Source organism: Pseudomonas sp. P2S-1 (assembly GCF_057197725.1).
Window position 1 is genome coordinate 716,839 of the sequence record NZ_CM170068.1, and the last position, 25,543, is coordinate 742,381.

Here is a 25,543-nt window from a genome sequence, read left to right on the forward strand (position 1 = left end):
CAGCTCCCACAGGGTTTTGCGGTGGCTTCAAGATGGATGCAGCACCAGCTCCACCTCATGCTCCACCGGAAAATTCACCGACCGCGCAATAAAGCACTTCTGATGCGCCAACCGGTGCAGCGTCCGCGCCTGCTCCAGGTCCGCGCCCGCAGCCAGGGGCACCTTCGGCCTCAAAGTCACCGAGGTGAATTGCCCCGCGCCATTGGCTTCCTCGACCATCTCGCCTTCCGCGCGGTCTTCATACGCCTGCACCACGATCCCGGCCTCGGCGCACAGCCCCAGGTACCAGAGCTTGTGGCAGGCTGAAAGCGAGGCCAGCAGCAACTCCTCCGGATTCCAGCGCGCCGGATCGCCGCGGAAGGCCGGGTCCGACGAGCCTTCGATCGCCGGCTTGCCGTCGCCCTGGATCAGATGGTCGCGGCTGTAGCCCCGGTAGGACGCCGTCCCCGTGCCCTGGTTGCCGGTCCAGGTGACAGTGACGGCGTAGTGGTGTTGTTTCTCGGCCATGGGCTTCGTCCTGAAAGTGAGCGGAAGTCCAGCCTACGCCCTGACCGCAGGGCAATGAAACGTGCAGTCCGGTCAGCAGTCATTGCGCGACTGCAATCGGTGCATGGCTGAGCAGCCAGTCCAGCGCCTCGTCCCACAGCGCTTCGGAGCCTTCGCGGAAATAACCCATGTGACCGATGCTGCGTTCGCCCTGTGGCTGGATATCCGGCAGGGTCAGGGCGGCATTGCGATAAGCCTTGACGAAGGCATCCCGTGAACGCGGCGGGGCCCAGGGGTCGTCGGTGGCGGTGGCGAAGACACAGGGCAGGCGCACGCTGGCGTAGGCGTCGTGGACATGCGGCATGTCCGGATCGTCGAAGTAGTAATGCGGGTAGCGGCACCAGCGTTTCCAGTCGCGATAGACCCCCAGCGGCAAGTCGTCGCCCATGCCCAGCAGGCTCCAGGCCATGTAGCCCCTGGCGCGGATGATCAGCGGCAGGATGGCGGTCCATAACAGCCTGACTTTCATCGCTTCCAGGGGCGGCATCCAGCCCGCCCAGCCGGCGCCGCTGCCGAAGCTGTAGCAGGCGCGCAGGTGCCGGTGGTTGGGCAGCAGGCCGATGGCATGACCGCCGAAGGAGTGGCCGATCCAGTAGAGGGGCAGGTTTTCGGCGGCGAGCAGGTCGACAGCGGCGGCGAGGTCCTGGTACGCCCAGTCGAGGTAGGACATCTCGAAGCCCTTGAGCGAGGGCGGGCGGGATTGGCCGACACCGCGGTAGTCCAGGGTCATCACATTGAAGCCACGGCGTGCTGCGTACTCGGCGAAGCGTCGGTAGAAGCGCTGCTGCACGCCGGTGGCGCCAGCCAGGAGCAGGTTGCCGTGAGGTGTGCCGCTGGCCTCGTAGCGGGTGGCCGTGATTGGGTAGCCGTCTCGGGCTGGCAGGTGGATTTGCACTGTTTTCGTTCCGTCTTTGGTGGGTTCGAGGGCCTCATCGCCGCGATGAGGCCGGTAAGTGTTCAGCGACCTTTGAAGACCGGAGCCCGCTTCTGCATCATCGCCATCACCCCCTCCCGGGCATCTTCGCTGCGGATCAACCTGAGCATCTGTTCGTCCAGCAATGCCAGCGCCGCGGCATCCCCCTCATCCTGCGCAGCAAACGCCGACTCCAAGGTGGCCTGCACCCCCAGCGGCGCCGCCAGGGCAATCTTCCCGGCGAACTCGAGGGCGCGCGCCAATGCCTCACCCGGCTCCACCACCTCGGTCACCAACCTCATCCGCAGCGCTTCTGCCGCATCGAACTCATCGCCGGTCAGCAGGTAACGCATGGCGTCGCTCCAGCCCGCCGCCCGCGTAAAGCGCACGCTGGACCCACCCAGGGGGGCGATCCCGCGCAGCACTTCCAGATGGGCGAAGCGCGCATCCCGTTCGGCGACGACGATATCGGCGTTCAGCATCAGCTCGATCCCTGCTGTCCAGCAGGTGCCATTCACGGCCACCACCACCGGCTTGCGCCGCCGCCTGCCGCCGACACCCCAGGGATCGATCCCGCCCGGCGGATAGGCGAACGCGCCCGAGGCCAGCTTTGGCGCCAGTTCCATCAGGTCCAGCCCGGCGGTGAAATGCGCGCCATGGGCAAACACCACGGCACAACGCAACTCATCGTTGCTTTCGTACTCGCCCAGCGCCAGGGACAGCTCGCCAAGCAGGGCGCTGTCGAAGGCGTTGCGCTTGCCGGCCCGGTCCAGGCCGATGAGAAACACAGGTCCACGCTGCTCGCGGCTTACCCGCCCCGGTCCACTGTTGGCTTCACTCATCACTCGCTCTCCTGCATCGTTGAGGGTTACTGACCGTTTGTTCGGTTTGATGAAACTAAACAAACGTTCGGTAACCGTCAAATTGAGCGGGCTGCGCTTATACCCTAGAATCACCGCCCTTGATCGAGAGGACGCCCGGCCATGCGACCGCCGAAGATTTCCCGTGATGACCTGCTGTTCCAGTGCGCCAGCACCTTCAAGCGCCTGGGTTATCACGGCACCACCATGGATACCCTGGCTGCCGCCTGCGGGCTGACCAAGGCATCCTTCTATCACCACTACCCGAACAAGGAATCGCTGCTGCGCGATGTCCTCGACTGGACCCACAAGGGCCTGGCCGAGGGCCTGTTCGCCATCACCGCCGACCAGGCCCTGAGCCCTGCCGAGCGCCTGGAAACCATGGGCCGCCGCGCCATGCGCCTGTTCCAGGGCGATGCCATCGGCTGCCTGATGGGCGTGGTGGCGGTGGACGCCAGCTACGGCAAGCCGGAACTGATGGCGCCGGTGCGGGCCTTTTTCGATGACTGGGCGGCGGCCTGCGCCTTGCTCTTCAAGCCGATCGCCGATGACGAGCAGGCGAGGGAACTGGGCCAGCAGATGGTCGCCGACTACGAAGGCGCGATCCTCCTGGCGCGCATCTACAACGATCCGGCGCCGATCGAGCGGGTCACCCGCCGCGCCCTGGCCCTGCTGGCCGAATGAGGACCCGCCCATGCGCTACGACCTGACCAGCCTCGACCTGTTCATCACCGTCGCCCAGGAGCGCAACCTGACCCGCGCCGCGCGGATCAAGCACCTGGCGGTGTCGGCCATCAGCAAGCGCATCAGCGAGCTGGAGGCGCAGATCGGTTCGCCCTTGCTGATCCGCAATGCCCGCGGCGTCGAGTTGACCCCGGCAGGGCAGTCGCTGCTGTTCTACGCCCGCCAGCTCAAGCAGACCCTGGCCCAACTGGACACCGAACTGGGCGACTACGCCAGCGGGGTAAAGGGGCATATCCGCATCCACGCCATCACCTCGGCGCTGTCGCAATTCCTCCCCCAGGACCTGGCCGGCTTTGCCGAGCTGTACCCGCAGATCAAATTCGATATCGAGGAACGGGTCGGTTCGGCGGTGGTGCGGGCGGTGGCCGACGGCCGCGCCGACCTCGGCATCATCGCCTCGCAGACCGCTGCCCAGGGCCTGGAAACCCTGCCGTACCGCAACGACCAACTGACCCTGGTGGTCCCCGCCGGCCATGCCCTGGCCCAGCGCAAGTCGGTGCCGTTCCGTGATGCCCTGGAGCACGAGTTCGTCGGCCCGCATCTTGAAAGCTCGGTGCATATGCTGCTCACCCGCGAGGCGGAAAAACTCAGCATGGCCCTGCGCCTGCGCATCCGGATCAGCAGCTTCGACTGCATGTGCCGTCTGGTGTCCGCCGGTCTGGGCGTGGCGGTGCTGCCGCGCAGCGTGGTCAGCCAGTACCAGCGCAGTCATTCGCTGAAGGCGGTGCCGCTGGCCGAAGACTGGGCGCAACGCTCGCTGCTGCTGGCGTTCCGCAAATACGACGCCGCCTCCGCCACCCTCAGGACCTTCATCGACCACCTGAAACTCAGCGAAGGCTGATGACCCTGCGAGCGTTCTCCAACGGAGAACGCTGCAGTGGCAATTGATCAATTTTCATCCCTCCTGACTGCTCCTAGTATCGGCCCCATCAACGGTGCCTCGGCTTTGCCCGGCCCGTGAACACCATAAAAAAGCCGAGCGATGAGCAGCATGACCGAGACAGCCCGCGACCTTCTTTCTACCCTGGTGATCGACCAGCAGGACTTCGCCTACGTCGACCTGCACAAGCTGCTGGACGCGGCGCAGATCGAACGCCTGCCGTACTCGATCCGCATCCTGCTGGAGAACGTCGCCCGTTGCTCGCCCGAGGCCCTGCCCTCGGTGCTGGCCCGTGCCGTCGGCCAGGGCCCGACCTGCGAGGCGCCGTTCCAGCCCAACCGCCTGATGTTCCACGACACCACCTGCCTGCCGGCCCTGGCCGACTTCGCCGGGATGCGCGACGTGGTCGCCGAGCTAGGTGGCGATCCACAGGCGATGAACCCGCTGATCCCGGCGGTGCTGACCATCGACCACTCGGTGATCGTCGAGCGCTACGCCGAGGCCGATGCGGTGGAGCAGAACCTCGATATCGATTTTCGCCGTAACAGCGAGCGCTACCGCTTTATCAAGTGGGCGCAAAAGAGCCTGGACAACTTCGGGGTGATCCCACCGGGCACCGGGATCATCCACCAGATGAACATGGAAGCCCTGGCCAAGGTGGTCTGGGAAAGCCGCACGGCCGATGGCCGGCGCCTGCTGCACCCGGACGATATGGTCGCCACCGACAGCCATACGCCGATGATCAATGCCATCGGCGTGCTCGGCTGGGGCGTCGGCGGCCTCGAAGGGCAGGCGGCGATGGTCGGCGAGCCGGTGCCGATCAGCTTCCCGGAGGTGATCGGTATCCGCGTCAGCAACGCATTGCGTGCGGGTGTCACCGCCACCGACCTGGCCCTGCATGTGGCCGAGATCCTGCGTCGGCGTTCGGTGGTGGGCAAGTTCGTCGAGTTCACCGGTCCCGGTCTGTCGACCCTGGGCTGGGCGGCGCGGGGCACGGTGTCGAACATGGCGCCGGAGTATGGCGCCACGGTGGTGTTCTTCCCGTTCGATGACGAGACCCTGAATTACCTGGAACTGAGCGGCCGTTCGCCGGCGCTGCGCCGCCAGGTGGTCGCCTATATGAAGGCCCAGCCGCTGTGGCGCCAGGACGACCTGGTGGAGCCGCAGTTCGACGAACTGATCGAACTGGACCTGGCCAGCCTGGAACCGAGCGTCGCCGGCCCGCACCAGCCGCACCAGCGGCAATCGTTGTCCGCCGCCGGTGCTTCGTTCCGCCAGGAAGTGCTGGGCGGGGAAGGGCTGATCGCCGGTCCTGCGGCCCAGCAATTCTTCGAGCCGTCCTTTGGCGAATCCATTTCCCATGGCGCCGTGGTGATGTCGGCGATCACCAGTTGCACCAACACCGCCAACCCGTCGCTGATGATCCAGGCCGGCCTGCTGGCCCGCCGAGCCCGTGAACTGGGGCTGCAACGCAAGCCGTGGGTGAAGACCTCGCTGTCGCCGGGCTCGCGGGTGGTTGCCGACTATCTGGCCGAGGCCGGGTTGCTGGAAGACTTTTCCGCCCTTGGTTTCGATCTCGCCGGTTTCGGCTGCATGACCTGCATTGGCAACTCCGGCAAGCTCGAAGAACATGTCGAGGACTTCGCCGAGCAGGGCCTGAAGGGTGTGGTGGTGTTGTCCGGCAACCGCAACTTCGAAGGCCGGGTCAACCCGAAGGTGCCTGCCGGCTATCTGGCTTCGCCAGCGCTGTGCGTGGCCTATGCCATTGCCGGGCGCATCGATATCGACCTGAACTGCGATGCCCTGGGTGAAGACGCCGACGGCCAGCCGGTCTACCTGCATGACCTGATGCCGGCGGACGCCGATGTCGCCGAGCAGGTGGCGCGTGTAGTACGGCCGGAGTACTTCCAGCAGCGCCTGGCGACCGTCTGGGACGGGACCCATCACTGGCAGGCGCTGTCTGCCGAGGGCAGCGTGCAGTTCCCGTGGAGCCCGCAGTCCACCTACCTGCGCCGCCCGCAATACCTCGCCGATATCCAGGCCGAGGCCCGCGACAGCCTGGCGATTGCCGGGGCGCGGGCTCTGATGGTGCTGGGCGACAACGTCACCACTGACCATATCTCCCCGGCCGGGGCAATTCCGGCCAACAGCCTGGCCGGGCAATGGCTGCTGGAGCGCGGCGAGGATCCGCAGGACCTCAACCAGTACTCCACCCGACGCAGCAACCACGAAGTCATGTTGCGCGGCGCCTTCACCAACAAATCCGTGCACAACCGCCTGCTGACCGAGCAGCCGGGGCAGGGCGCCTGGGTGCGCACGGCGGATGGCGCTGACGTGCTGCCGTTGTACGAGGCGGCCAAGAGCTACGCCGGCACCCCGCTGGTGGTGTTCGCCGGGAGCAACTATGGCGCCGGTTCCAGTCGCGACTGGGCCGCCAAGGCCCAGGCCCTGCTCGGGGTCAAGGCGGTGGTGGCGCGCAGCATCGAGCGGATCCACCGCAGCAACCTGATCGGCATGGGGGTGATCCCGCTGCAGTTCAGGGACGGGCAGTCGGTGGACGACCTGAAGCTGGACGGTAGTGAAACCCTGGATTTTGTCGGGCTGGATGATCTGCAGGTCGGCGACAACCCGGTGCTGCTGGTGATTCGCCGGGCCGGTGGCGAGCGGGAAGAGGTGCAGGTCGGGGTGCGCATCGATTCGCTGCAGGAGGTGCGCTACCTGCGCAATGGCGGGGTGCTGCCCTATGTGATCCGCAAGGTCGTGGCCAGGACCAAGGATTGATTGGGAGCGCTGCGCGCTCCTTCGCGGGCAAGCCACGCTCCTACGGTAGAGCGCGGTCGCCTGTAGGAGCGTGGCTTGCCCGCGAAGGACCGCAAAGCGGTCCTCGTTAACACAACAAGAATCCCGGAGTAACCCCCATGTTTGCCTACATCGGCTCCCGCACCACCCGCGAACGCCACGCCCGCGGCGACGGCATCAGCGTCTTCGCCGTCGACCCTGCGCAAGGCCGGCTTGAGCGTGTGCAGGTCGTCGAGGACCTGGTCAACCCGTCCTTCCTCGCCCTCAACCGCGCCGGCGACCGTCTCTACTGCGTCCACGGCGACCGTAGCGAAGTCAGCGCCTTCAGCGTCGACAAGTCCAGCGGCCAGCTGACCTTCCTCAACCGTCAGAGCTGCGAAGGCAAGAACCCGGTGCACCTGGCCCTGGACCCGAGCGAGCGCTTCCTGGTGGTGTCCAACCACCTGAGCGGCACCCTCGCGGTACTGGCCATCGAAGTCGACGGCGCACTCGGCGCACTCGTGCAACTGGTCGCCCTGCACGGCCCCGCCGGCCCGCACCGGATCGAACAGCCGTTCGCCAAACCCCATTTCAACCTGTTCGACCCCAGCGGCCGGTTCGTCCTGGTGCCGGACAAGGGCCTGGACCGGATCTTCGTCTTCCACTTCGAGGACGGCCGCCTGGTCCCCACCGCCCAGGGCTTCGTCGCCACCCGCGAAGGCTCGGGCCCGCGTCATGTCGCCGTGCACCCGAGCGCGCCACTGGTATTCGCCGTCAACGAACTGGACTCCAGCGTCACCAGCTACCGCTTCGATCCTCTGACCGGCGCGCTGGACCCCGTGCAGGTACTGCCGTCCCTGCCCTCGACCTACACCGGCAACAGCCGCGCAGCGGAAATCGAGGTCAGCGCCGACGGGCGTTTCCTCTACGCCTCCAACCGCGGCTACGACAGCATCGCAGTGTTCGCCATCGATACCGCCAGCGGCTGCCTGAGCCCGGTGGAATTCGCCCCGAGCCTGGGCCGCACTCCGCGATTCTTCGCCCTGACGCCCAACCAGCGCTTCCTCTTCGTGCTCAACGAAGACAGCGATTCCATCGTCTCGCTGGCCGTCGACGCCGCCAGCGGGCAGCTACACGACAGCGGTTTCTCGATCGCCACCGGCAGCCCGGTGTGCCTGGTTTTTTCTGCCTGATCCACCCGGGATTTGCCCCGGTCACTATAAAAATGCATGAGGCGGGCGCAAGCTTGTCCTCCACGAGGTCGCCATGAACAACAACAAGACGCTTGATGAACACGCGATAGTCCGCAAGATCACCTGGCGGATCATCCCCTTTGTGTTCCTGCTGTACATCGTTTCCTACCTGGACCGGGCCAACATCGGCTACGCCGCGCTGGAGATGAACAAGGAACTGGCCCTGACCAGCGAGGCCTTCGGCTTCATTTCCGGGATCTTCTTCATCGGCTACTTCCTCTTCGAAGTGCCGAGCAACGTGATGCTCAACAAATACGGAGCGCGGGTGTGGATCGCGCGGATCCTGGTGACCTGGGGCCTGATCGCCGCCGGCACGGCTTTCGCCCAGACCGCCAACCAGCTCTATGTGCTGCGCTTCCTCCTGGGCGTGGCCGAGGCCGGGTTCTTCCCGGGGATCATCGTCTACCTGACCTACTGGTTCCGCTCCAAGGAACTGGCGACCACCGTGGCCCTGTTCACCGCGGCGATCCCGGTCAGCTACATCATCGGTGCGCCGCTTTCCACCTGGATCATGGACAACGTCAAGTGGTTCGACTGGAGCGGCTGGCGCTGGATGCTGTTCCTCGAAGGCATCCCTGCCGTGCTGCTGGGCGTCGCCTGCTACTTCTTCCTCACCGACAAGCCGGAGCAGGCCAAATGGCTCAAGCCCGAGGAGAAGGAATGGCTGCTGGCCGAGCTTGAGCGCGACCGCAAGAGCCGCAAGAACGTCAAGAGTCTGGGAGTCATGAAGACCATGACCAACCCCAAGGTGCTGTACCTGGCGTTCATCTACTTCGTCTACCAGTGCGGCAGCCTCGGCGTCGGCTACTGGATGCCGCAGATCATCAAGGGCTTCTCCACCAGCCTGACCCACACCGAGATCGGCCTGATCGCCATGCTGCCGTATATCGTCGCGACCATTGCCATGGTCATCTGGTCGCGCAGTTCCGACCGCCGCAACGAGCGCAAGCTGCACTCGGCGATCCCGCTGCTGGTGGCGGCGCTGGGGCTGGTGGGGGCGGGCATGCTGGGTAGCCCGGTGCTGTCGATGGCGATGATCTGTGTCGCGCTGTCCGGCTTGTACAGCTTCAAATCGCCGTTCTGGGCGCTGCCTACGCTGTTCCTCGACCGCACCACGGCGGCGGTGTCGATCGCGGTGATCAACTCGATCGGCAACCTGGGCGGCTTCGTCGGGCCTTCGATGATCGGCGTGGTGAAGGGCAGTAGCCAGAGTGCGGCGACCGGGTTGCTGTTCCTCAGCGGGCTGCTGGCGATTGCCTTCCTGATGACGGCCTTGATGCGGGTCAGCAACAAGGAGCCGGGTCAGACGGTTCCTGCTTCGGCTCATTGATCGTCGGGGACCGCTGCGCGGTCCTTCGCGGGCAAGCCACGCTCCTACAAGAGCACCGCATTCCAAGGTAGGAGCGTGGCTTGCCCGCGAAGGCCTGCAAAGCAGGCCCAAATCCATTCACCCCTATTTCTCCGCCTGGCCCCGATCCCGAGGGCCCCGGCCGCCCTATACCTATAAAAAGACGGACCCCACCGATGCACAACAACAAGAACATCATCAAAACCCTGCTCACCCTGTCCCCCTGCCTGGCCACCGGCACCGCAACCGCCGCCGGTTTCATCGAAGACAGCAAGGCCAGCCTGCAAACCTCCAACTACTACTTCAACCGCGACTTCCGCGACGGTGCCGGGCAGAACAAGCGCGAGGAATGGGCCCAGGGCTTTATCCTCGACCTGCGTTCCGGCTACACCCAGGGCACCGTCGGTTTCGGCCTGGACGCCATGGCCATGCTCGGCCTCAAGCTCGACTCCAGCCCTGACCGTACCGGCACCGGCCTGCTGCCGACCCACGATGACGGCCGCGCCGCCGACGAATTCGGCCGGGTTGCCCTGACCGCCAAGGTCCGTGTATCGGACACCGAACTGAAGTACGGCACCCTGATTCCCAAGCTGCCGACCCTGCAGGCCAACACCGGGCGCATCCTGCCGCAGACCTTCGACGGCGGCCTGCTGACCAGCAAGGAAATCGACGGCCTGACCGTCACCGGCGCGCGTTTCGAGCGCATGACCGACCGCGACTCGACCAATGCCGTGGGCCTGACCCTGAACAACAAGAACCGCCGCTTCCGCGCCGCAGCCGATGGCGATGCCTTGCTGATCGGCGGTGCCGACTATGCGCTGAACAAGCAGCTCACCCTCAGCTACCAGTACGCCGAGCTGGAAGAGGTCTACCGCCAGCACTTCCTGGGCCTGGTCCACACCTTGCCGCTGGGCCCGGGCAAGCTGAAAAGCGACCTGCGCTACATGCTCAGCGACGATGCCGGCGCGGCCCGTGGCGGGCGTATCGACAGCGGGGCGCTGAGCGGCCTGTTCACCTACAGCCTCGGCGGCCATGCCTTTGGCCTCGGTTTGCAGAAGATGAACGGCTCGACCTCGATGCCGTTCGTCAATGGCACCGACCCGTACCTGGCCAACTACATCCAGATCAACGACTTCGCCGAGCCGGGGGAGCGTTCGTGGCAGGTGCGTTATGACTATGACTTCAGCGCCATCGGGATTCCCGGGCTGACCTTCATGAGCCGCTATGTCCGTGGTGACCAGGCCGATGCCGCGACGGCGGCCGGTGGCGGGCAGGAATGGGAGCGCAACACCGATGTGGGGTATGTGTTCCAGACCGGGGCCTTGAAGAATGTCGGGGTCAAATGGCGCAATGCGGCCTATCGTTCCAGCTTTGCCCGTGGTGCGGACGAGAACCGCCTGATCGTTTCCTATACCTTGCCGATCTGGTAAGCCTTTCGGGCCTCATCGCTGGCAAGCCAGCTCCCACAGGGTTCAGCAGCGCCGCGGACACTGTGGGAGCTGGCTTGCCAGCGATAGGGCCCTAGAGATCCCATCAATGCCGGAGACACACCAATGACCCCAGTAACCCCCGCCATCCTCGCCGACCTCGCCCCCGACGGCATCCTCCGCGCCGCCATCAACTTCGGCAACCCGGTCCTCGCCCAGCGCGGCCCCGACGGCGAGCCCCAGGGCGTTTCCGTGGCCCTGGCCAAGGCCCTCGCCGAAGAACTCGGTGTCACCCTGGAAATGCGCACCTTCGACGCCGCCGGCAAGGTCTTCGCCGCCCTCGAGGACAACGCCTGGACCGTCGCCTTCCTCGCCATCGAACCGGTGCGCGAGGCGCAGATCCATTTCAGCGCCCCCTACGTGTTGATCGAAGGCACTTACCTGGTGAAAAAAGGCGCGCCGTTCCAGCATGTGGAACAACTCGACCAGCCCGGCCTGCGCCTGGCAGTCGGCGAGGGCGCCGCTTATGACCTGTATCTCAGCCGCACCCTGCAACACGCACAACTGCAGCGGGCCGGCACCTCGGCTGGCGCCGTAGACCTGTTTATCGAGCAAAACCTCGATGCGGCGGCCGGTGTGCGTCAGCCGCTGGAGAAGGTCGCCGCCGCCGATTCGCGCTTTCGTGTGCTGAACGGTGCATTTACGGCCATTCGTCAAGCCATGGCGGTGCCGAAAAGGTGCGACAATGGCGCCGTCTTTGTAAGTGACTTTATCCAGCGTTGCTTACGTCAAGACTTCGTCCGTGCCGCTTTGCTGGCGACCGGACAGACTGATGTCAGTGCCCCGCGCTGACCGCTCAACCTTTTTTCCCCGATCCTGCAATCCCATTTGAGGTAGCAAGCAAGATGGCCAAGGCCGCCGATGTCGTTGTGCAATGCCTGGAAAACGAAGGTGTCGAGTATGTGTTCGGCATTCCCGGTGAGGAAAACCTCGACCTGCTGGAATCCCTGCGCAAGTCGAAGATCAAGCTGGTGCTGACCCGCCACGAACAGTCCGCCGGCTTCATGGCCGCCACCTATGGCCGCCTGACCGGCAAGACCGGCGTCAGCCTGTCGACCCTCGGCCCGGGCGCGACCAACCTGGTCACCGCCGGTGCCTACGCCTACCTCGGCGGCATGCCGATGCTGATGATCACCGGCCAGAAGCCGATCAAGAAGTCCAAGCAGGGCCGCTTCCAGATCATCGACGTGTGCGCAATGATGGACCCCATCACCAAGTACACCCACCAGTTTGCTTCCGCCGACAACATCCCGTCGCGCATGCGTGAGGCCTTCCGCCTCGCCGAGGAAGAGAAGCCGGGCGCCGTGCACCTGGAGCTGCCGGAAGACATCGCTGCCGAGCAGACCGACGTCCTGCCGATCCCGCCAAGCCTGCACCGTCGCCCGCTGGCCGAGCACGTGGCGATCGACGCCGCCATCGACAAGCTGCGTACCGCCCGCAGCCCGATCCTGGTGATCGGCGCCGGCGCCAACCGCAAGATGACCGCCAAGGTCCTCGAGCAACTGATCGACAAGACCGGCATCCCGTTCGTCACCACCCAGCTGGGCAAGGGCGTAGTGGACGAGCGCAACCCGCGTTTCCTCGGCAACGCCGCGCTGTCCTCCGGTGACTTCGTGCACCGCGCCGTCGAAGCGGCCGACCTGATCATCAACATCGGCCACGACGTGATCGAGAAGCCGCCGTTCTTCATGGTCCGTGGCGGCACCGAAGTCATCCACATCAACTTCCGCTCCGCTGAAGTCGATGCCGTGTACTTCCCGCAGATCGAAGTGATCGGCGATATCGCCAACGCCGTGTGGCAGATCGGCGAAGGCCTGGGCGATGTGTCGCACTGGGACTTCACCCGCCTGATGGCGATTCGCGAAGCCAACGAAGCACAGATCGCCGAAGGCAAGGACGACGACCGCTTCCCGGTCTATCCGCAGCGCCTGGTTGCCGACATCCGTCGCGCCCTGCCGTCGGAAGGCATCGTGGCTTTGGACAACGGCATCTACAAGATCTGGTTCGCCCGTAACTACAAGGCGCACAAGCCCAACACCGTGCTGCTGGACAACGCCCTGGCGACCATGGGCGCGGGCCTGCCGTCGGCCATGGCTTCGCACCTGGTGTACCCGGACCGTCCGGTGATCGCGGTGTGCGGCGATGGCGGCTTCATGATGAACAGCCAGGAGCTGGAAACGGCTGTGCGTCTGAACATGCACGTCACCGTGGTGATCCTGCGTGACGATGGCTACGGCATGATCCGCTGGAAGCAGGCGAACATGGGCTTCACCGATTTCGGCCTGGACTACGGCAACCCGGACTTCGTCAAATACGCCGAGGCCTATGGTGCCAATGGTCACCGGGTGGAAAGCGCGGAAGGCCTGCTGCCGCTGCTGGAGCACTGCATCAAGACTCCGGGCGTGCATGTGATCGACGTGCCGGTGGACTACAGCGAGAACGATCGCATCCTCAATACCGAACTGCGTGAGCGCGCCCTGGCCGTTTAAGCCGCTTCGGGATTGAAGAGAAACGCCGCTTTCCGGGTTCCGGAAAGCGGCGTTTTTTATTTGCTGGTAAAGGCGGCGAAGCGCTTGTTGAAGCCGGCGACCCGGCCTTCGGTCTTGGCCTTGCGCTCCTGACCGGTGTAGACCGGGTGGGAGGCGCTGGACACGTCCAGGGTCACGTAGGGGTAGGTGTTGCCGTCGCTGTGGACGTAGGTCTTGTCGGTGTCGACGGTGGAACCGATGAGCCAGAAGGCGTTGGCGCTGGTGTCGTGGAACAGGACAGGGCGATAGGCGGGGTGGATGCCGGGTTTCATGGGGTACTCCAATTGATACGATATAAAGTAACAAAACTCTAGTTGATATCGAATCTCATTTCAACCCTGGCTTATGGTTGTTCTCTCGGGCCTCATCGCTGGCAAGCCAGCTCCCACAGGTATCGCGGTGCTCTCAAGAACACTGGTGAACCTGTGGGAGCTGGCTTGCCAGCGATGGGATCGACCCGGTATCAAGCCGGGCTGAACAGCCGGATCTCCCGAATCTCCACCTTCTCCCAAACCCGCTCCATCACATAAACCTCACCCTGCAACCAATCCTCCAGCTCCTCCCGCCGCTCGAACCCCAGGTGCACATTCGAGCCGATCATCTTCCCGCCCTCATCCAGCAACACCCCGCCGCCGAGAAACAGCCCCTGTTCCGCCAGCGCCTTGAGCCGCCCCAGATGCTGCTCCCGACAAGCCAGGCGCCGCTCAAGCGCATCCGGGTAATCGTGGGCGATCACTGCAAAAGCCATGTGTGTACTCCTTGAAAAAAGAAAGGCCCCGCACTAAGACGGGGCCAAGAGGGAATCAGGCGTGTCGTGCCTGCAACACCGGCTCGTCGGCACCCGCCGGCCGCGACACGATGGCCGCGATCGCCGCGAACAACGACAGCCCGCCGATAAAGCACGCCACCGGAAGCCAGTCATTGCCATCGCTCATCAGCGCATAGCACAGGCTTGGCGAGAAGCCGGAGATGATGAAGCTCAACTGGGTCGCCAGCCCGACCCCGGTATAGCGCACGCGAATGCTGAACATCTCCGCATAGAACGACGGCCACAGGGCGTTCGGTGCGCTGTACAGCACGCCCTTGAGCAGCACGGTGCTGAACAGGATCAGGCCGAGGTTGCCGGTGCTGATCGACCAGAGGAACAGGAACACTCCGGCGCAGCAGGCCAGCGAGCCGATGGCGAAGATGCGCTTGCGGCCGATGCGGTCGGCGAGCAGGCCGAACAGCGGCTGGCAGATCAGCGCCACCACCTGGCTCGCGGCAATCGCGCTAAGCATCGAGGGCCGATCGACGTTCTGGTTGTTGGTCGCCCAGGACAGGCCGAAGATCATCACCAGCGACGACACCGCGCAGATCAGCGCACAGCAGAACACGGTGAAGAAGGCCCGACGTTCCTTGCTGAACAGCTCGGCCACCGGCAGGCGCCGGGGCTCCGGTTTGCTGGCCTTGAACTCCGGGCTTTCCTCGACGCCACGGCGGATCAGCCAGGTGATCACCACCATCACCGCGCTGAGCAGGAAGGGAATCCGCCAGCCCCAGGCCAGCAGTTGTTCCTGGCTGAGCATCGACAGTGGAATGAACACCGAGGTCGCCAGGATCGAGCCCATGGACGCGCCGTTGATCAACCAACTGGTGTAGAAGGTTTTGCTCTTGCCGGGCGCATGTTCCATGGTCAGCAGGCTGGCGCCGACCTGTTCGCCGCCGGCAGAGAAGCCTTGCAGCAGGCGGCAGAACACCAGCAGCGCCGGAGCCCAGGCTCCGATGCTGGCGTGGGTGGGCAGCAGGCCGATGGTGAAGGTGGCCAGGCCCATCAGCAGCAGGGTCATCATCAGCACCTGCTTGCGTCCGATGCGGTCGCCGAGGTGGCCGCAGACCAGCGCGCCGATCGGCCGGGCGATATAGCCCACGCCAAAGGTCGCCAGGGCCGCCAGGGTCCCGGCCATGGGGTCGTTGGAGGGGAAGAACAGCGTGCTGAACACCAGCGCCGCCGCCGAGCCGTAGATGAAGAAGTCGTAGTACTCGACGACGCTGCCGAGGAAGCTGCCGAACGCAGCCCGGCGCGCCATGCGCCGGTTATCGGGATGGGGAGTGGTCATAGCGAACCTTTCTTGTAGTTGTGATGGTCGGGTAAGGCAGGTTTCAGTTGCCGAAGGGCGCCAGCTGGCTGCCACCGCAGACATGGATGACTTCGGCAGTGATGAAGGCGGCATCCTTCGAGGCCAGGAAGGCGGTGGTGCCGGCGACGTCGTCCGGGGTCACCAGGCGCTTCAGCGGCGTGTTGTTGATCGAGCCCTGGGCCATGCGCTCGAAGCTCTCGGCATCGCGCCCGTCCAGGGTGAAGGCCGACGGCAACAGGCCGGGGGCAATGGCATTGACGGTGACGTTGTGCGGCGCCAGTTCCCGCGCCATGGAGCGGGTCAGGCCGACCAGGCCGGCCTTGCAGGCGACATAGGCGGGCGGGCCACCGGCGACCCAGCAGCGCGAAACGATATTGATCACCCGGCCGCTGGCCTGGGCTTTCCAGTACGGCGCCACCTGCTGGCAGAGCAGGGCGGGGCCGCGCAGGTTGACGGCCATCATGTGGTCCCATTGCCCCGGGTCGAAGTCGTAGATCGAGCCGCGATGATTCACTGCGGCATTGTTCACCACCACATCGATGCGACCGAAGGTGCTACCGCCCAGCGCCACCAGGGCGGCGATGGAGGCGGCGTCGCCGAGGTCGGCGTGCACGGCGATGGCGCGTTGGCCCTCGGCCTGCGGCAGGCTATCGACCAGGGTTTGGGCGGCGTCCAGGTTGATATCCGCCGCGATCAGGTCGAGGCCGTCCTGGCTCAGGCGCTGGCAGATGGCGCGGCCCAGCTCGCCGGCGGCACCGGTGACCAGGGCGACGCGGCGCGGGGTGTGGGGCAGGTTCATGGGCAAAGTACCTCTGGGGTGGAAACAGGGACAGCCGGCGCATCCAGGTCGATATAGCGGCGGATCAGGTCGCGGTTGCGCAGCAGCTTGTGGGCGTCGGGCCAGGTGGCGTCGAAGTCCTCGATCGACAGCCAGTCGGCGAAACCGCGGGCGGCCAGGGTCTGCAGCATGCTGCGCAGGGGCAGCACGCCCTGGTCCGGCGGGCACCATTCCCAGCGCCAGCCCAAGTCGTCGGCCTGGGCCACCCAGGCCACATTCTTCACCTGCACATGGGCCAGGTGCTCGCCCATCAGGTCGAGGGACAGGCGCACATCCTCGCGGCCTTCGATGGCCAGGTTGCCGAGGTCGTAGATGATGCCGAGGTGTTGCGCCGGATAGTGTTCGGCGATGCGCATGGCCAGGGACGGGCTGGAGCAGATGGTGCGCTGGTGCACTTCCAGGGCCAGGCGCACCCCGGCGGCTTCGGCGCGGGGCAGCAACTGGTCGAGGAAGCGGCGCATGCGCGCGCTGGCAGCGGCGTAGCGTTCGTCTTCGTAGCCCGGCGCCCACAGGCGCAGGCGGGCATTGCCGGCCAGGGCAGCGAGGTCGATCAGACGGAAGGCCTGCTCCACATCGCCCACCGGCAGGTAGGGGCTCAGGCCGAAGATCTCCAGGCCGTTGGCCTGGCACTGCTGGCGGATCCGGGCGATGGTCCATTCGCACGGCGGCAGGGTGCAGCGGTTGTTGCTGCGGGCATCCCAGCCGCGGCTGGCGTCCAGCAGGTCGGTGTTGGCGACCCGCCATTCGACGCCCTGGTAACCCAGGCGAGCGAGTTCGTCCACCAGCGCCTCGGGAGCGAGGCTGGGCAGCGAGGCGCTGGAAACACCCAGGCGGGGGCGGGCTTGAGTCATGGCGAGGGAATCCTTGTTGACGATGGAGAGGATGCTAGATGAAGTTGGCGGTTGATTAAATTGATATAAAAGCGCGCCTTGGTTAACTTGCAGGTTGATTAACTCTCGAGTCGGTCCAGTGAATCTCTCCACTATCAACCTGCGTCACTTCCGCGTGTTTCTCGCCGTGGTCAGCTCCGGCAGCCTCGCCACCGCCTCGCGCCTGCTGCATATCACCCTCTCGGCGGTGTCCAAGAGCATCAAGGAACTGGAGCAGGAACTGGGCTCGCAATTGCTGGTGCGCGGGCGCAAGGGCGTGCAACTGACCCGGGCCGGCGAGGCCTTCCACAAGCATGCGGCGCAGGCCATGGCGAGTTTCCGCATGGCCCTGGACGAGGGCCAGGTGCAGCCCCAGGCGCCGCAGGTATTGCGGGTTGGCGCCTTGCCGACGGCGGCCGGCTACATGCTGGCGCCGGTGATCGCGCAGATGCGCCAGCGCTTCCCGCAGATCCAGGTGCAGGTGCTGGCGGGGGTGTATGACTTTCTGGTGGGCAAGCTGCGCACCCACGAGCTGGACCTGATCGTCGGGCGTCTGATCGGGCGCGACATGCTCGGGGTGGTGTTCGAAGCGCTGTATGAGGAAGACCTGCTGCTGGTGGTGCGCAGCGGGCACCCGCTGGCGGCACGCGAGCGCCTGGTGCTGGAGGACCTGCGACCCTATGTGCTGCTGGTTTCCCCCCAAGGCACGCTGGTGCGGATCAGTGTCGACAACTTCCTCCTGTCCAGTGGAGCGGGGGAGGACTTTGCAATCCAGGAGTCGCTGAGCGAGACGTTCTCGCGGGTGTATGTGCAGGATTACGACGGGGTGTGGTTCGTCCAGCGCGGGGTGGTGGATCTGGACCTGAGGTTGGGGATCGTCAAGGCGTTGCCGTTCAGCAGTACCTTGCTGCGGGCGCCGATCGGCCTGACCACGCCGACGGACCGGTCGTTGTCGGAAGCGGCGCAGGTGTTTGCGGGGTTATTGCGGGAGTGGTGTGCCCCTCAAGCTTCAAGGTGATCTCCCGGGCCTCATCGCTGGCAAGCCAGCTCCCACAGGGTCAGCGGTGCACGCGGTCACTGTGGGAGCTGGCTTGCCAGCGATGAGGCCCGTCCAGACAGCACAAGTCCTTCAGGCCTCCATAACAGGCTTCAGCAACGCCTGCGCCTCATACAGCGGCATCAGATACCGCCGCCGCATCTCCTCCAGGCTGATCCTTGATGCATGGGTGGTAATGGTCAACGTCGACCGCAACACCCCATGCCGATCCACCAGCGGCACTCCCAGCACGCGCATCCCCACCTCGAATTCCTGGTCCACCTCGGCATACCCCTGGGTCGCCACCCGGCGCAGTTCCTCGCGCAAGGCCTGCTCATCGACACAGGTATGCGGCGTCAGCCCGCGCAACGTGACCCGCCCGAAATACGCCGCCAGTTCCTCCTCCGCCAGCGACGCCAGCCAGATCCGCCCACCCGCCGTGCAATACAGCGGCAAGCGCGACCCTGGCCGGATCGACAGCGAGGCGATGTGGCTGTAGCGACTGCGCACGATATGCACGATCTCGTCGCCATCCCGCGTGCCCACCGACACATGCTCCTGGGTGGTGCGCGCTACCTGTTCCACCACCGGCCGCAGCATCCGTGGCAGTTGCGCCGAATCCACATAGGCCTGGCCGATCCGCAGCGCCTTGGGCGTCAGCCAGTAATGGCGGCCATCGGTTTCGAGAAACGCCTCGTGCACCAGGGTCAGCAGAAAACGCCGCGCCGCACTCGGTGTCAGCCCCGACAAGCGTGCCGCCTCGGGCACGCTGAGCTTCGGCTGGTCGACGCTGAACAGCTGCATCAACGCCAGCCCCTTCTGCAGGCCGACGATCAGGTCACGGGGATGGATCTCGGGCTGGGCCATCTTCAGGCGCTCCGCTGATTTCGCAAAAGACTGCGATTATCGCAACCTTGCAGCGAATAACAAGCAGATTGGCGATCCACGCCATTGGCCCGGCCAGCGCCAGGCAGCACCCTTGCAGCACAACAACACCGACCCTCTGGAGGTCAGCATGCTGCACGGATCCACCGAACTGGTGGCGATCGTCGGGTCGCCCATCACCCAGGTCAAATCCCCGGAAAACTTCAATCGCTGGTTCCAGGCCAACAGCCAGAACCTGGCGATGCTGCCCATCGATATCCGCGAGGACGCCCTCGATGCGTTTCTCGCCACCCTGCGCGGCTGGCAGAACCTGCGCGGCGTGGTAGTCACCGTGCCGTACAAGCAGGTGCTGGCCGGGCGCCTCGATGAAGTCAGCGAGCGGGCCGGGGCGCTGGGCTCGGTGAACGTGATCCGCCGTCAGGCTGACGGCCGTCTGCTGGGGGACAACGTCGATGGCGAGGGCTTCCTCAATGCCGCCTGTCTCAACGGTTTCCAGGCCCGTGGCAAGCGCGCGCTGGTGATCGGGGCCGGTGGGGTGGGCAGCGCGATCGCCTGGTCGCTGTGCCAGGCCGGCGCCGAATCGCTGGTACTCAGCGATGCCAGTGCCGAACGTTGCCGGAACCTGGCCGCGTTGCTGGGCAAGGCGTTCGGCAAGGTGCTTATCGAGATCGGCTACGAATCCCTGGACAGCTTCGACTTGCTGGTCAACGCCACCCCGGCGGGCATGGGCGGCACCGGCGAGTTGCCGCTGCCCCTGGCGCAACTGGACAGCCTGCGCAGCAGCACCCTGGTCGCCGATGTGGTCACCTCGCCGGAAATCACCCCCTTGCTGGCCGCCGCCCGTGAACGCGGCTGCGCGATCCAGACCGGTCCGCAGATGGCCTTCGCCCAGCTCGGCAACCTCGGCCATTTCATGGGCGTCACGCCCTTGCAGTTGTGAGGAGCGCGGGATGAATACGGCAACCCGTTTCCCGCCCGGGGGCGAAGCGCAGTTCGACCTGATCGTGCTCGGCAGCGGTGCCGCGGGCTTTGCCGCGGCCGCCACTGCGACGCGCAAGGGCCTCAAGGTACTGCTGGTGGAAAAGGCCGCGCAGTTCGGCGGCACCTCGGCGATTTCCGGTGGTGCGGTGTGGCTCTATGGCACGGATCAGGCTTGCGCCGCCGGTGTTGTGGACAGCGCAGAAGCCATGCGCCGCTACCTGCACAAGACCATCGGCCCCGGCTACAACGCCGCGCTGGTGGACGCCTATATCGAGCAAGGCCACCAGGCGCTGCGCTGGCTGGAAGCCAATACCGAGCTGAAATACGCCCTGCGCCCGCTGTCGCCGGATTACTACCCGGACGAGGAGGGCGCCACCGATCGCGGGCGGGCGCTGGAGATGCTGGAGTACGACGGGCGTCGTCTCGGTGAGCACTTCAAGGACCTGAAGATGCCGCCGGCGGGCATGCTGCTGTTCGGCGGGATGATGGTCAATCGCGTGGATATCCAGCATTTCCTCAGCTTCCGGCGCTCACCGCGTTCCTTGCTGCATTGCCTGAAGCTGATGGGGCGTTATGCCGTCGATCGTATCAGTCACCCCCGTGGCACCCGGCTGACCACGGGCAACGCCCTGATCGCACGGTTGGCGACCAGTGCCTTCGAGCATGGCCTGAGCCTGTGGCTGAACAGCTGCACCGAGGAACTGATCGTCGAGAACGGCGCCGTGGTGGGGGCGGTCATCACTCGCGAAGGTCGCCGGCAGCGCGTGCTGTCCCGTGGTGGTGTGGTCTGCGCCACCGGAGGTTTCGCCGCTGCGCCGCAAGCGGCTGCGCAGCGTCCGGAGACCGGCAGCGAACACCTGAGCATGTCGCCGCCGGGTAATACCGGTGACGGCCTGCGCCTGGCCCAGGCAACCGGCGCGGTGCTGGGGCAGGGGCTGGCGGCCAACTTCTTCTGGGCGCCGGTTTCCGAAGTCACCCACAAGAACGGCGAGCGCGAACGCTTCCCGCATCTGGTCACCGACCGCGCCAAGCCTGGGGTGATCGCGGTCAACGCGGCAGGCGAGCGTTTCGTCAACGAATCCGACTCCTACCACCACTTCGTCCAGCGCATGTTCGCCACCGGCAGCACGCCGTGCTGGCTGGTCTGCGATGCCCAGGCGTTGAACCAATACGGCCTCGGCCTGGCCCGGCCCAAGCCGGTGGACAACCAGGCGCTGATCGACGCCGGCTACCTGCATCGCGCCGACAGTGCCGAGCAACTGGCGGCACTGATCGGCGTCGATCCCCAAGGTCTGCGGCGCACCCTGGAGGCCTACAACCGCGATGCCCGTGACGGTGTCGACCGCGCCTTCGGCAAGGGCGGCAACAGCTACAACCGCTACATGGGCGACCCCGAGCACCTGCCGAGCCCGTGCAATGCACCGCTGCTCAAGGCGCCGTGGTACGCGGTCCGCCTGCATACCGGCGACCTTGGTTCGGCCCGTGGTCTTGCCACCGACGGCCAGGCCCGGGTGCTGGATGCCAGCGGTGCGCCGATCCCCGGCCTGTATGCCGCCGGCAACGATATGAACTCGCTGATGGACGGCACCTACCCGGGGCCGGGCATCACCATCGGCCCGGGCCTGACCTTCGGCTGGCTCGCCGCCGGCCATGCCGCCGAGCGGCTGGCGCACACCCTCTCGATCACCCTGGAGAAATGACCATGTACTACGAACTGCGCACCTACACCCTGAGCCCGACCCGCATGGCCGACTGGCTGGCGCTGTACCAGAGCGACGCCCTGGCGGTGCAGACCGAACACCTGGGCAACCTGATGGGCTTCTTCACCACCGAGTTCGGCGAAGCCAACCAAGTGGTGCATATCTGGGCCTATGAAAGCCTCGACGACCGTGCAGCGCGCCGTGCCAGCATGGCGGCCGACCCGCGCTGGGCCGAGTTCGGGCGCAAGAACAAGGAACTGGGCGCGGTGCTGAAACTGGAGTCGCGGCTGCTGCGGCCGACCGGTTTCTCGCCGCTGAAATGAGTCAGGCACCGATGCAGACGCTGGAATGCGACGTACTGGTGATCGGCTCGGGCGCTTCTGGACTGGCGGCGGCGGTGACCGCTGCCAGCCAGGGCCTGAGGGTGATCGTCGCGGAAAAGAGCCGCTGGCTGGGCGGTACCAGTGCCTGGTCCGGTGGCTGGTTGTGGGTGCCGCGCAATCCGCTGGGGCGGGTCGAAACCGACGATGCGCCGGAGCGTTACTTGCTGGCGCAGGTCCACGCAACTGCCCTGAGCGAGCAACAGCGGGCGTACTTGCAACGTGGCCCGGAGATGGTCGAGTTTTTCCATAACCATACGGCGGTGCAGTTCTATCCGGGCAGCGTCATGCCGGATATGCGTGATGGCGAGGGTTCGGCGTCGGGTGGCCGTTCGCTGTGCGCGCAGCCGTTCGATGGTCGCGAACTGGGGCCGTGGCTCGAGCATCTGCGCCCGCCGCTGGACATCGTCAGCCTGTTCGGCATGGGCATCGCCGGTGGCGCGGATATGGGCGCGTTCTTCAATGCCCGGCATTCGTTCAAGGCCGCCTGGCATGTGGGCAAGCGCCTTGGGCGGCATATGCTCGACCTGCTGCGTTACCGGCGCGGCATGCACCTGGTCAATGGCAATGCCCTGGTGGCGCGGCTGGTGCGCAGTGCGCTGGACCGGGAGGTGCAGTTGCTGACGCAAAGCCCGGCACTGGGTTTGCTGCGTGACGGCGAGCGGGTGAGCGGGGCGCAGCTGGACGGTCGCCGGGTGCTGGCCCGGCGCGGCGTGGTACTGGCCTGTGGCGGTTTCGCCCATGATCCGCAGCGGCTGGAGCAGCGTCTCGGGCATCGACATCACTGCGCCGCGCCGCTGGACAACAGCGGCGATGGGCTGCGGCTGGGGGAGGCCGTGGGTGGCCTGCTCGGCGACGATCTGGCCCATGATGCGGCCTGGGCGCCGGTTTCTTTGGTGCCCCGGCGTGATGGGCCGCCGGGACGCTTCCCGCATCTGGTGGATCGCGGCAAGCCCGGGTTTATCGCGGTGGGGGCGGATGGCCGGCGGTTTACCAACGAGGCCGACTGTTATCACGACTTCATGAATGATCTGTTTGCCCGCACGCCGAAGGGGCAGGAGCCTGAGGCCTGGATGATCTGCGACCATCAGGCGCAACGGCGCTTCGGGATCGGCTGGGCCAAGCCGTGGCCGTTTCCGCTGGGGTATTACCGGCGTTGCGGGTACCTGCGCGAGGGGCGGGATGCGCGGGAACTGGCGCAGCGTTGTGGACTGGATCCCGAGCAATTGCAGGCAACGATCGAGCGTTTCAACGAGCATGCGCGACTCGGGCATGACCCGGATTTCGGGCGGGGACAGTCGGCCTACAACCGGGCTTCCGGGGATGCATTGAACAGGCCGAATCCGTCGTTGAGGCCATTGCAGGGGCGCTTGTATGCGGTGCGGCTGGTGGCCGGGAGCCTTGGGACTTTTGCCGGGTTGAAGACCGATGCGGCGGCGCGGGTGCTGGATCGGGACGGGCAGGTGATTCCGGGGCTGCATGCGGTGGGGAATGACATGAACAGCGTCATGGGCGGGTACTACCCCAGTGGCGGGATCACCCTCGGGCCGGGGATGGTGTTCGGGTATCTGGCGGGCTTGGCGTTGGCTTCCTGATCTTCTGGTGGTCTTGCGGGCCTCATCGCTGGCAAGCCAGCTCCCACAGGTTCGGCGGTGCAGCGGTCCTTGTGGGAGCTGGCTTGCCAGCGATGAGGCCCTGAAGACCCACAGCAAATCCTCGGATAGACTGCTGACCCCCAGCCGCAGACGGACCCCTGCAATGCTCCAGGACGGACTCGCCCACCTCGCCACCTACCTCCTGCACATCACCCCCGGCCTGATCCTCTGCCTGCTGTGGTTCGCGTTCACCCCGAAAGCCCAGGCCGGCCTGCGCATCGCCATCCTGCTGCTGACCTTCATCCTCCTGCGCGACGCCATGACCCCCACCGGCCTGTGGGCCCTGGACGGCCAGGTGCGTATCGGCTTCATCGCCAATCCACTGGTGCTCGCTGCGCTGGGGCTGATGTCGCTGGGGCTGATTGCGGCCTTGCAGCGGCTGGCGCCGGAGCTTTGCAGACTGATTGTCTGGCGCAAGGGCCATCTCCCTAAGGGGCTGGCCCTCGGCCTGTTGGCGGGTTGCGCCATTGGTCTTCCTCTACGCCTGTACCAGGGCACCGAGTTCAGTGGCTTCACTCTCTGGTTCGTCGGTTTGCTAGTGCTTGCCTATGGCGGCAATGCACTTGAGGAAGTGCTGTTTCGCGGGGTGTTGCAGGGCTATCTGGAACAGCATGCCTCGCCGCTGCGGGCCGCCCTGGGCAGTGCGCTGGCCTTTGCGGCTTGCCATGTGTTTCTTGCCTACACCGTCACCCAGGCGGGCTGGCCGGTGTTGCTGTTCACCTTGCTCGAGGGTGTGACCTGTGCCTTGATCAGGCTGCGTTATGGGGTGATTGCGACAGTTGCTGCCCATGGCACCGCAATCCTGCTGATCGCACAGCCTTTCTAAAGGCACGCTCGCAACCACTCCAGGAATGACCGGGTCAGCGGACTCTTCTCACTGTCCTGATGCACCAGGCACACCCAGCTCATCCCGGTCACCCGCCGCTCGCTCAGCGGCTGCAGCACGCCTTTTTCCACCGCCCGCGCCGCCAGCAACTGGCTGACCAGCGCCACCCCGTGCCCCTCGCACGCGGCATCCAGCAGCAACCCCGGATCGGAAAAATTCAGCCCGTGGGTGCGTTGCCCGACATCCTCGCCACCCTGCACCGACCAGCGACTCCAGTCCATCTCCCGCTCGCCATGCAAGGTGGTGCGCTGCGCCGCCGGCCGGTCGATCAGGTCAGGGTGACAGGCCGGGTACAGCCGGTCTTCCAGCAGCACCTCGTAGCTGCATTCGGCCTGCTGCTCCAGGTCATCCCGCAGGCACAGGTCCACCGTCTGGCTGGCCATGTCCGGTGCCTCGTAGGTGGTGAACAGCCACAAATCTACCTCCGGATGCAGCCGATGGAAATCCCCCAGTCGCGGCAGCAACCAGTGCCGGGCAAAGGCCGGGGTGGTGTTGACCACCAACTGGTTGGGCTTGCGGTACTGGTCGAGGCGGCGGATCCCCACCGACAACTGCTGCAGCATGGCCTGGGTGGTGCTGTGCAGGTCGTGCCCGGCATCGGTCAGGCTGACGCTGCGCCCGCTGCGATAGAACAGCGGCTGTTCGAGAAAGGTCTCCAGGCTGCGGATCTGCTGGCTGATCGCCGATTGGGTCAGGTGCAGTTCCTCGGCAGCCTTGTGGAAACTGCCCAGGCGCGCGGCGGCTTCGAAGCCGCGCAGGGCATTCAGGGGTGGCCAGTGTTTCAGCATGATCGATAAGTCTCGCTAATCAGTTGTCGGTTAAATCCATCGTTTGTTGCCGCTCGGGTGACGCCATA

Annotated in this window: 24 protein-coding genes; 14 read left to right on the top strand and 10 right to left on the bottom strand. The window is 65.6% G+C overall.

Annotated features, from left to right (window positions below):
- Positions 1–27 precede the first annotated feature (27 nt).
- From AC2CQI_RS03380 to AC2CQI_RS03390, 3 genes are all read right to left on the bottom strand, one after another.
- The gene (locus AC2CQI_RS03380; RefSeq protein ID WP_484579170.1) at positions 28–507 is read right to left on the bottom strand and encodes an OsmC family protein; all 480 of its coding nucleotides are present in this window, start codon (positions 505–507) and stop codon (positions 28–30) included.
- A gap of 79 nt (positions 508–586) precedes the next feature.
- Positions 587–1,441, bottom strand: a complete 855-nt coding sequence (locus AC2CQI_RS03385; RefSeq protein WP_484579171.1) for an alpha/beta hydrolase family protein — start codon at positions 1,439–1,441, stop codon at positions 587–589.
- A 62-nt stretch (positions 1,442–1,503) separates the two neighbouring features.
- The gene (locus AC2CQI_RS03390) at positions 1,504–2,301 is read right to left on the bottom strand and encodes a crotonase/enoyl-CoA hydratase family protein (RefSeq protein ID WP_484579172.1); all 798 of its coding nucleotides are present in this window, start codon (positions 2,299–2,301) and stop codon (positions 1,504–1,506) included.
- A 141-nt stretch (positions 2,302–2,442) separates the two neighbouring features.
- Here AC2CQI_RS03390 and AC2CQI_RS03395 point away from each other — a divergent pair, with 141 nt between their 5' ends.
- The 8 genes from AC2CQI_RS03395 (at position 2,443) to AC2CQI_RS03430 (ending at position 13,298) form a co-directional block, all read left to right on the top strand.
- On the top strand, positions 2,443–3,003 hold the full coding sequence (locus tag AC2CQI_RS03395; protein ID WP_484579173.1) for a TetR/AcrR family transcriptional regulator: 561 nt from the start codon (positions 2,443–2,445) through the stop codon (positions 3,001–3,003).
- 10 nt (positions 3,004–3,013) lie between these two features.
- The gene (locus tag AC2CQI_RS03400; RefSeq protein ID WP_484579174.1) at positions 3,014–3,904 is read left to right on the top strand and encodes a LysR family transcriptional regulator; all 891 of its coding nucleotides are present in this window, start codon (positions 3,014–3,016) and stop codon (positions 3,902–3,904) included.
- A 150-nt stretch (positions 3,905–4,054) separates the two neighbouring features.
- Positions 4,055–6,724 carry an aconitate hydratase AcnA gene (gene acnA / locus AC2CQI_RS03405; RefSeq protein WP_484579175.1) on the top strand — a complete coding sequence of 890 codons (2,670 nt, stop codon included), beginning with the start codon at positions 4,055–4,057 and terminating at the stop codon, positions 6,722–6,724.
- 137 nt (positions 6,725–6,861) lie between these two features.
- On the top strand, positions 6,862–7,914 hold the full coding sequence (locus AC2CQI_RS03410; RefSeq protein WP_484579176.1) for a lactonase family protein: 1,053 nt from the start codon (positions 6,862–6,864) through the stop codon (positions 7,912–7,914).
- A gap of 73 nt (positions 7,915–7,987) precedes the next feature.
- Positions 7,988–9,304: an MFS transporter gene (locus tag AC2CQI_RS03415; protein ID WP_484579177.1), complete on the top strand. Its 1,317-nt coding sequence runs from the start codon at positions 7,988–7,990 to the stop codon at positions 9,302–9,304.
- A gap of 194 nt (positions 9,305–9,498) precedes the next feature.
- Positions 9,499–10,752 carry an OprD family porin gene (locus AC2CQI_RS03420; protein WP_484579178.1) on the top strand — a complete coding sequence of 418 codons (1,254 nt, stop codon included), beginning with the start codon at positions 9,499–9,501 and terminating at the stop codon, positions 10,750–10,752.
- Between the two features lie 123 nt (positions 10,753–10,875).
- Positions 10,876–11,601: a transporter substrate-binding domain-containing protein gene (locus AC2CQI_RS03425; protein WP_484579179.1), complete on the top strand. Its 726-nt coding sequence runs from the start codon at positions 10,876–10,878 to the stop codon at positions 11,599–11,601.
- Between the two features lie 53 nt (positions 11,602–11,654).
- Complete coding sequence (locus AC2CQI_RS03430) at positions 11,655–13,298, top strand: acetolactate synthase large subunit (protein WP_075801903.1); 1,644 nt, start codon at positions 11,655–11,657, stop codon at positions 13,296–13,298.
- Between the two features lie 56 nt (positions 13,299–13,354).
- On the opposite strand, the gene AC2CQI_RS03435 is transcribed toward AC2CQI_RS03430, so the two are convergent.
- The 5 genes from AC2CQI_RS03435 to AC2CQI_RS03455 all read right to left on the bottom strand — a co-directional run bounded on the left by AC2CQI_RS03435 (position 13,355) and on the right by AC2CQI_RS03455 (position 17,146).
- A complete protein-coding gene (locus AC2CQI_RS03435) occupies positions 13,355–13,609 on the bottom strand; it encodes a type B 50S ribosomal protein L31 (RefSeq protein WP_075801902.1) in 255 nt (84 codons plus the stop codon).
- Between the two features lie 191 nt (positions 13,610–13,800).
- Complete coding sequence (locus AC2CQI_RS03440) at positions 13,801–14,085, bottom strand: YciI family protein (RefSeq protein ID WP_075801901.1); 285 nt, start codon at positions 14,083–14,085, stop codon at positions 13,801–13,803.
- A 55-nt stretch (positions 14,086–14,140) separates the two neighbouring features.
- Positions 14,141–15,436, bottom strand: a complete 1,296-nt coding sequence (locus tag AC2CQI_RS03445; protein ID WP_075801900.1) for an MFS transporter — start codon at positions 15,434–15,436, stop codon at positions 14,141–14,143.
- Between the two features lie 43 nt (positions 15,437–15,479).
- A complete protein-coding gene (locus AC2CQI_RS03450) occupies positions 15,480–16,256 on the bottom strand; it encodes an SDR family NAD(P)-dependent oxidoreductase (RefSeq protein WP_075801899.1) in 777 nt (258 codons plus the stop codon).
- Positions 16,253–17,146 carry a sugar phosphate isomerase/epimerase family protein gene (locus AC2CQI_RS03455; RefSeq protein ID WP_484579180.1) on the bottom strand — a complete coding sequence of 298 codons (894 nt, stop codon included), beginning with the start codon at positions 17,144–17,146 and terminating at the stop codon, positions 16,253–16,255. The genes AC2CQI_RS03450 and AC2CQI_RS03455 overlap by 4 nt, the downstream gene beginning before the upstream one ends.
- Before the next feature lie 118 nt (positions 17,147–17,264).
- On the opposite strand from AC2CQI_RS03455, the gene AC2CQI_RS03460 reads away from it, so the two are divergent.
- Positions 17,265–18,182 (top strand): LysR substrate-binding domain-containing protein, encoded by a 918-nt coding sequence (locus AC2CQI_RS03460; protein ID WP_484579181.1) that lies wholly within the window; start codon positions 17,265–17,267, stop codon positions 18,180–18,182.
- A gap of 111 nt (positions 18,183–18,293) precedes the next feature.
- Here the strand turns inward: AC2CQI_RS03460 and AC2CQI_RS03465 are convergent, their stop codons facing one another.
- Positions 18,294–19,067 carry an IclR family transcriptional regulator domain-containing protein gene (locus tag AC2CQI_RS03465; RefSeq protein WP_484579182.1) on the bottom strand — a complete coding sequence of 258 codons (774 nt, stop codon included), beginning with the start codon at positions 19,065–19,067 and terminating at the stop codon, positions 18,294–18,296.
- 148 nt (positions 19,068–19,215) lie between these two features.
- On the opposite strand from AC2CQI_RS03465, the gene AC2CQI_RS03470 reads away from it, so the two are divergent.
- The 5 genes from AC2CQI_RS03470 (at position 19,216) to AC2CQI_RS03490 (ending at position 24,627) form a co-directional block, all read left to right on the top strand.
- Positions 19,216–20,025, top strand: a complete 810-nt coding sequence (locus tag AC2CQI_RS03470; RefSeq protein ID WP_484579183.1) for a shikimate dehydrogenase family protein — start codon at positions 19,216–19,218, stop codon at positions 20,023–20,025.
- Between the two features lie 10 nt (positions 20,026–20,035).
- Positions 20,036–21,766: an FAD-dependent oxidoreductase gene (locus AC2CQI_RS03475; protein ID WP_484579184.1), complete on the top strand. Its 1,731-nt coding sequence runs from the start codon at positions 20,036–20,038 to the stop codon at positions 21,764–21,766.
- 2 nt (positions 21,767–21,768) lie between these two features.
- Positions 21,769–22,089 (top strand): NIPSNAP family protein, encoded by a 321-nt coding sequence (locus AC2CQI_RS03480; protein WP_484579185.1) that lies wholly within the window; start codon positions 21,769–21,771, stop codon positions 22,087–22,089.
- An 11-nt stretch (positions 22,090–22,100) separates the two neighbouring features.
- Complete coding sequence (locus AC2CQI_RS03485) at positions 22,101–23,741, top strand: FAD-dependent oxidoreductase (protein ID WP_484579186.1); 1,641 nt, start codon at positions 22,101–22,103, stop codon at positions 23,739–23,741.
- A 163-nt stretch (positions 23,742–23,904) separates the two neighbouring features.
- On the top strand, positions 23,905–24,627 hold the full coding sequence (locus tag AC2CQI_RS03490; RefSeq protein ID WP_484579187.1) for a CPBP family intramembrane glutamic endopeptidase: 723 nt from the start codon (positions 23,905–23,907) through the stop codon (positions 24,625–24,627).
- On the opposite strand, the gene AC2CQI_RS03495 is transcribed toward AC2CQI_RS03490, so the two are convergent.
- The gene (locus AC2CQI_RS03495) at positions 24,624–25,475 is read right to left on the bottom strand and encodes a LysR substrate-binding domain-containing protein (protein ID WP_075801891.1); all 852 of its coding nucleotides are present in this window, start codon (positions 25,473–25,475) and stop codon (positions 24,624–24,626) included. The genes AC2CQI_RS03490 and AC2CQI_RS03495 overlap by 4 nt on opposite strands.
- Positions 25,476–25,543 lie beyond the last annotated feature (68 nt).

Excerpts from the sequence above, each read along its gene's own strand:
- AC2CQI_RS03380 (WP_484579170.1), bottom strand. The coding sequence starts at position 507 with ATGGCCGAGAAACAACACCACTACGCCGTCACTGTCACCTGGACCGGC.
- AC2CQI_RS03390 (WP_484579172.1), bottom strand. The coding sequence starts at position 2,301 with ATGAGTGAAGCCAACAGTGGACCGGGGCGGGTAAGCCGCGAGCAGCGT.
- AC2CQI_RS03395 (WP_484579173.1), top strand. The coding sequence starts at position 2,443 with ATGCGACCGCCGAAGATTTCCCGTGATGACCTGCTGTTCCAGTGCGCC.
- AC2CQI_RS03400 (WP_484579174.1), top strand. The coding sequence starts at position 3,014 with ATGCGCTACGACCTGACCAGCCTCGACCTGTTCATCACCGTCGCCCAG.
- acnA (WP_484579175.1), top strand. The coding sequence starts at position 4,055 with ATGACCGAGACAGCCCGCGACCTTCTTTCTACCCTGGTGATCGACCAG.
- AC2CQI_RS03410 (WP_484579176.1), top strand. The coding sequence starts at position 6,862 with ATGTTTGCCTACATCGGCTCCCGCACCACCCGCGAACGCCACGCCCGC.
- AC2CQI_RS03415 (WP_484579177.1), top strand. The coding sequence starts at position 7,988 with ATGAACAACAACAAGACGCTTGATGAACACGCGATAGTCCGCAAGATC.
- AC2CQI_RS03420 (WP_484579178.1), top strand. The coding sequence starts at position 9,499 with ATGCACAACAACAAGAACATCATCAAAACCCTGCTCACCCTGTCCCCC.
- AC2CQI_RS03425 (WP_484579179.1), top strand. The coding sequence starts at position 10,876 with ATGACCCCAGTAACCCCCGCCATCCTCGCCGACCTCGCCCCCGACGGC.
- AC2CQI_RS03430 (WP_075801903.1), top strand. The coding sequence starts at position 11,655 with ATGGCCAAGGCCGCCGATGTCGTTGTGCAATGCCTGGAAAACGAAGGT.
- AC2CQI_RS03435 (WP_075801902.1), bottom strand. The coding sequence starts at position 13,609 with ATGAAACCCGGCATCCACCCCGCCTATCGCCCTGTCCTGTTCCACGAC.
- AC2CQI_RS03440 (WP_075801901.1), bottom strand. The coding sequence starts at position 14,085 with ATGGCTTTTGCAGTGATCGCCCACGATTACCCGGATGCGCTTGAGCGG.
- AC2CQI_RS03445 (WP_075801900.1), bottom strand. The coding sequence starts at position 15,436 with ATGACCACTCCCCATCCCGATAACCGGCGCATGGCGCGCCGGGCTGCG.
- AC2CQI_RS03450 (WP_075801899.1), bottom strand. The coding sequence starts at position 16,256 with ATGAACCTGCCCCACACCCCGCGCCGCGTCGCCCTGGTCACCGGTGCC.
- AC2CQI_RS03455 (WP_484579180.1), bottom strand. The coding sequence starts at position 17,146 with ATGACTCAAGCCCGCCCCCGCCTGGGTGTTTCCAGCGCCTCGCTGCCC.
- AC2CQI_RS03465 (WP_484579182.1), bottom strand. The coding sequence starts at position 19,067 with ATGGCCCAGCCCGAGATCCATCCCCGTGACCTGATCGTCGGCCTGCAG.
- AC2CQI_RS03470 (WP_484579183.1), top strand. The coding sequence starts at position 19,216 with ATGCTGCACGGATCCACCGAACTGGTGGCGATCGTCGGGTCGCCCATC.
- AC2CQI_RS03475 (WP_484579184.1), top strand. The coding sequence starts at position 20,036 with ATGAATACGGCAACCCGTTTCCCGCCCGGGGGCGAAGCGCAGTTCGAC.
- AC2CQI_RS03480 (WP_484579185.1), top strand. The coding sequence starts at position 21,769 with ATGTACTACGAACTGCGCACCTACACCCTGAGCCCGACCCGCATGGCC.
- AC2CQI_RS03485 (WP_484579186.1), top strand. The coding sequence starts at position 22,101 with ATGCAGACGCTGGAATGCGACGTACTGGTGATCGGCTCGGGCGCTTCT.
- AC2CQI_RS03490 (WP_484579187.1), top strand. The coding sequence starts at position 23,905 with ATGCTCCAGGACGGACTCGCCCACCTCGCCACCTACCTCCTGCACATC.
- AC2CQI_RS03495 (WP_075801891.1), bottom strand. The coding sequence starts at position 25,475 with ATGCTGAAACACTGGCCACCCCTGAATGCCCTGCGCGGCTTCGAAGCC.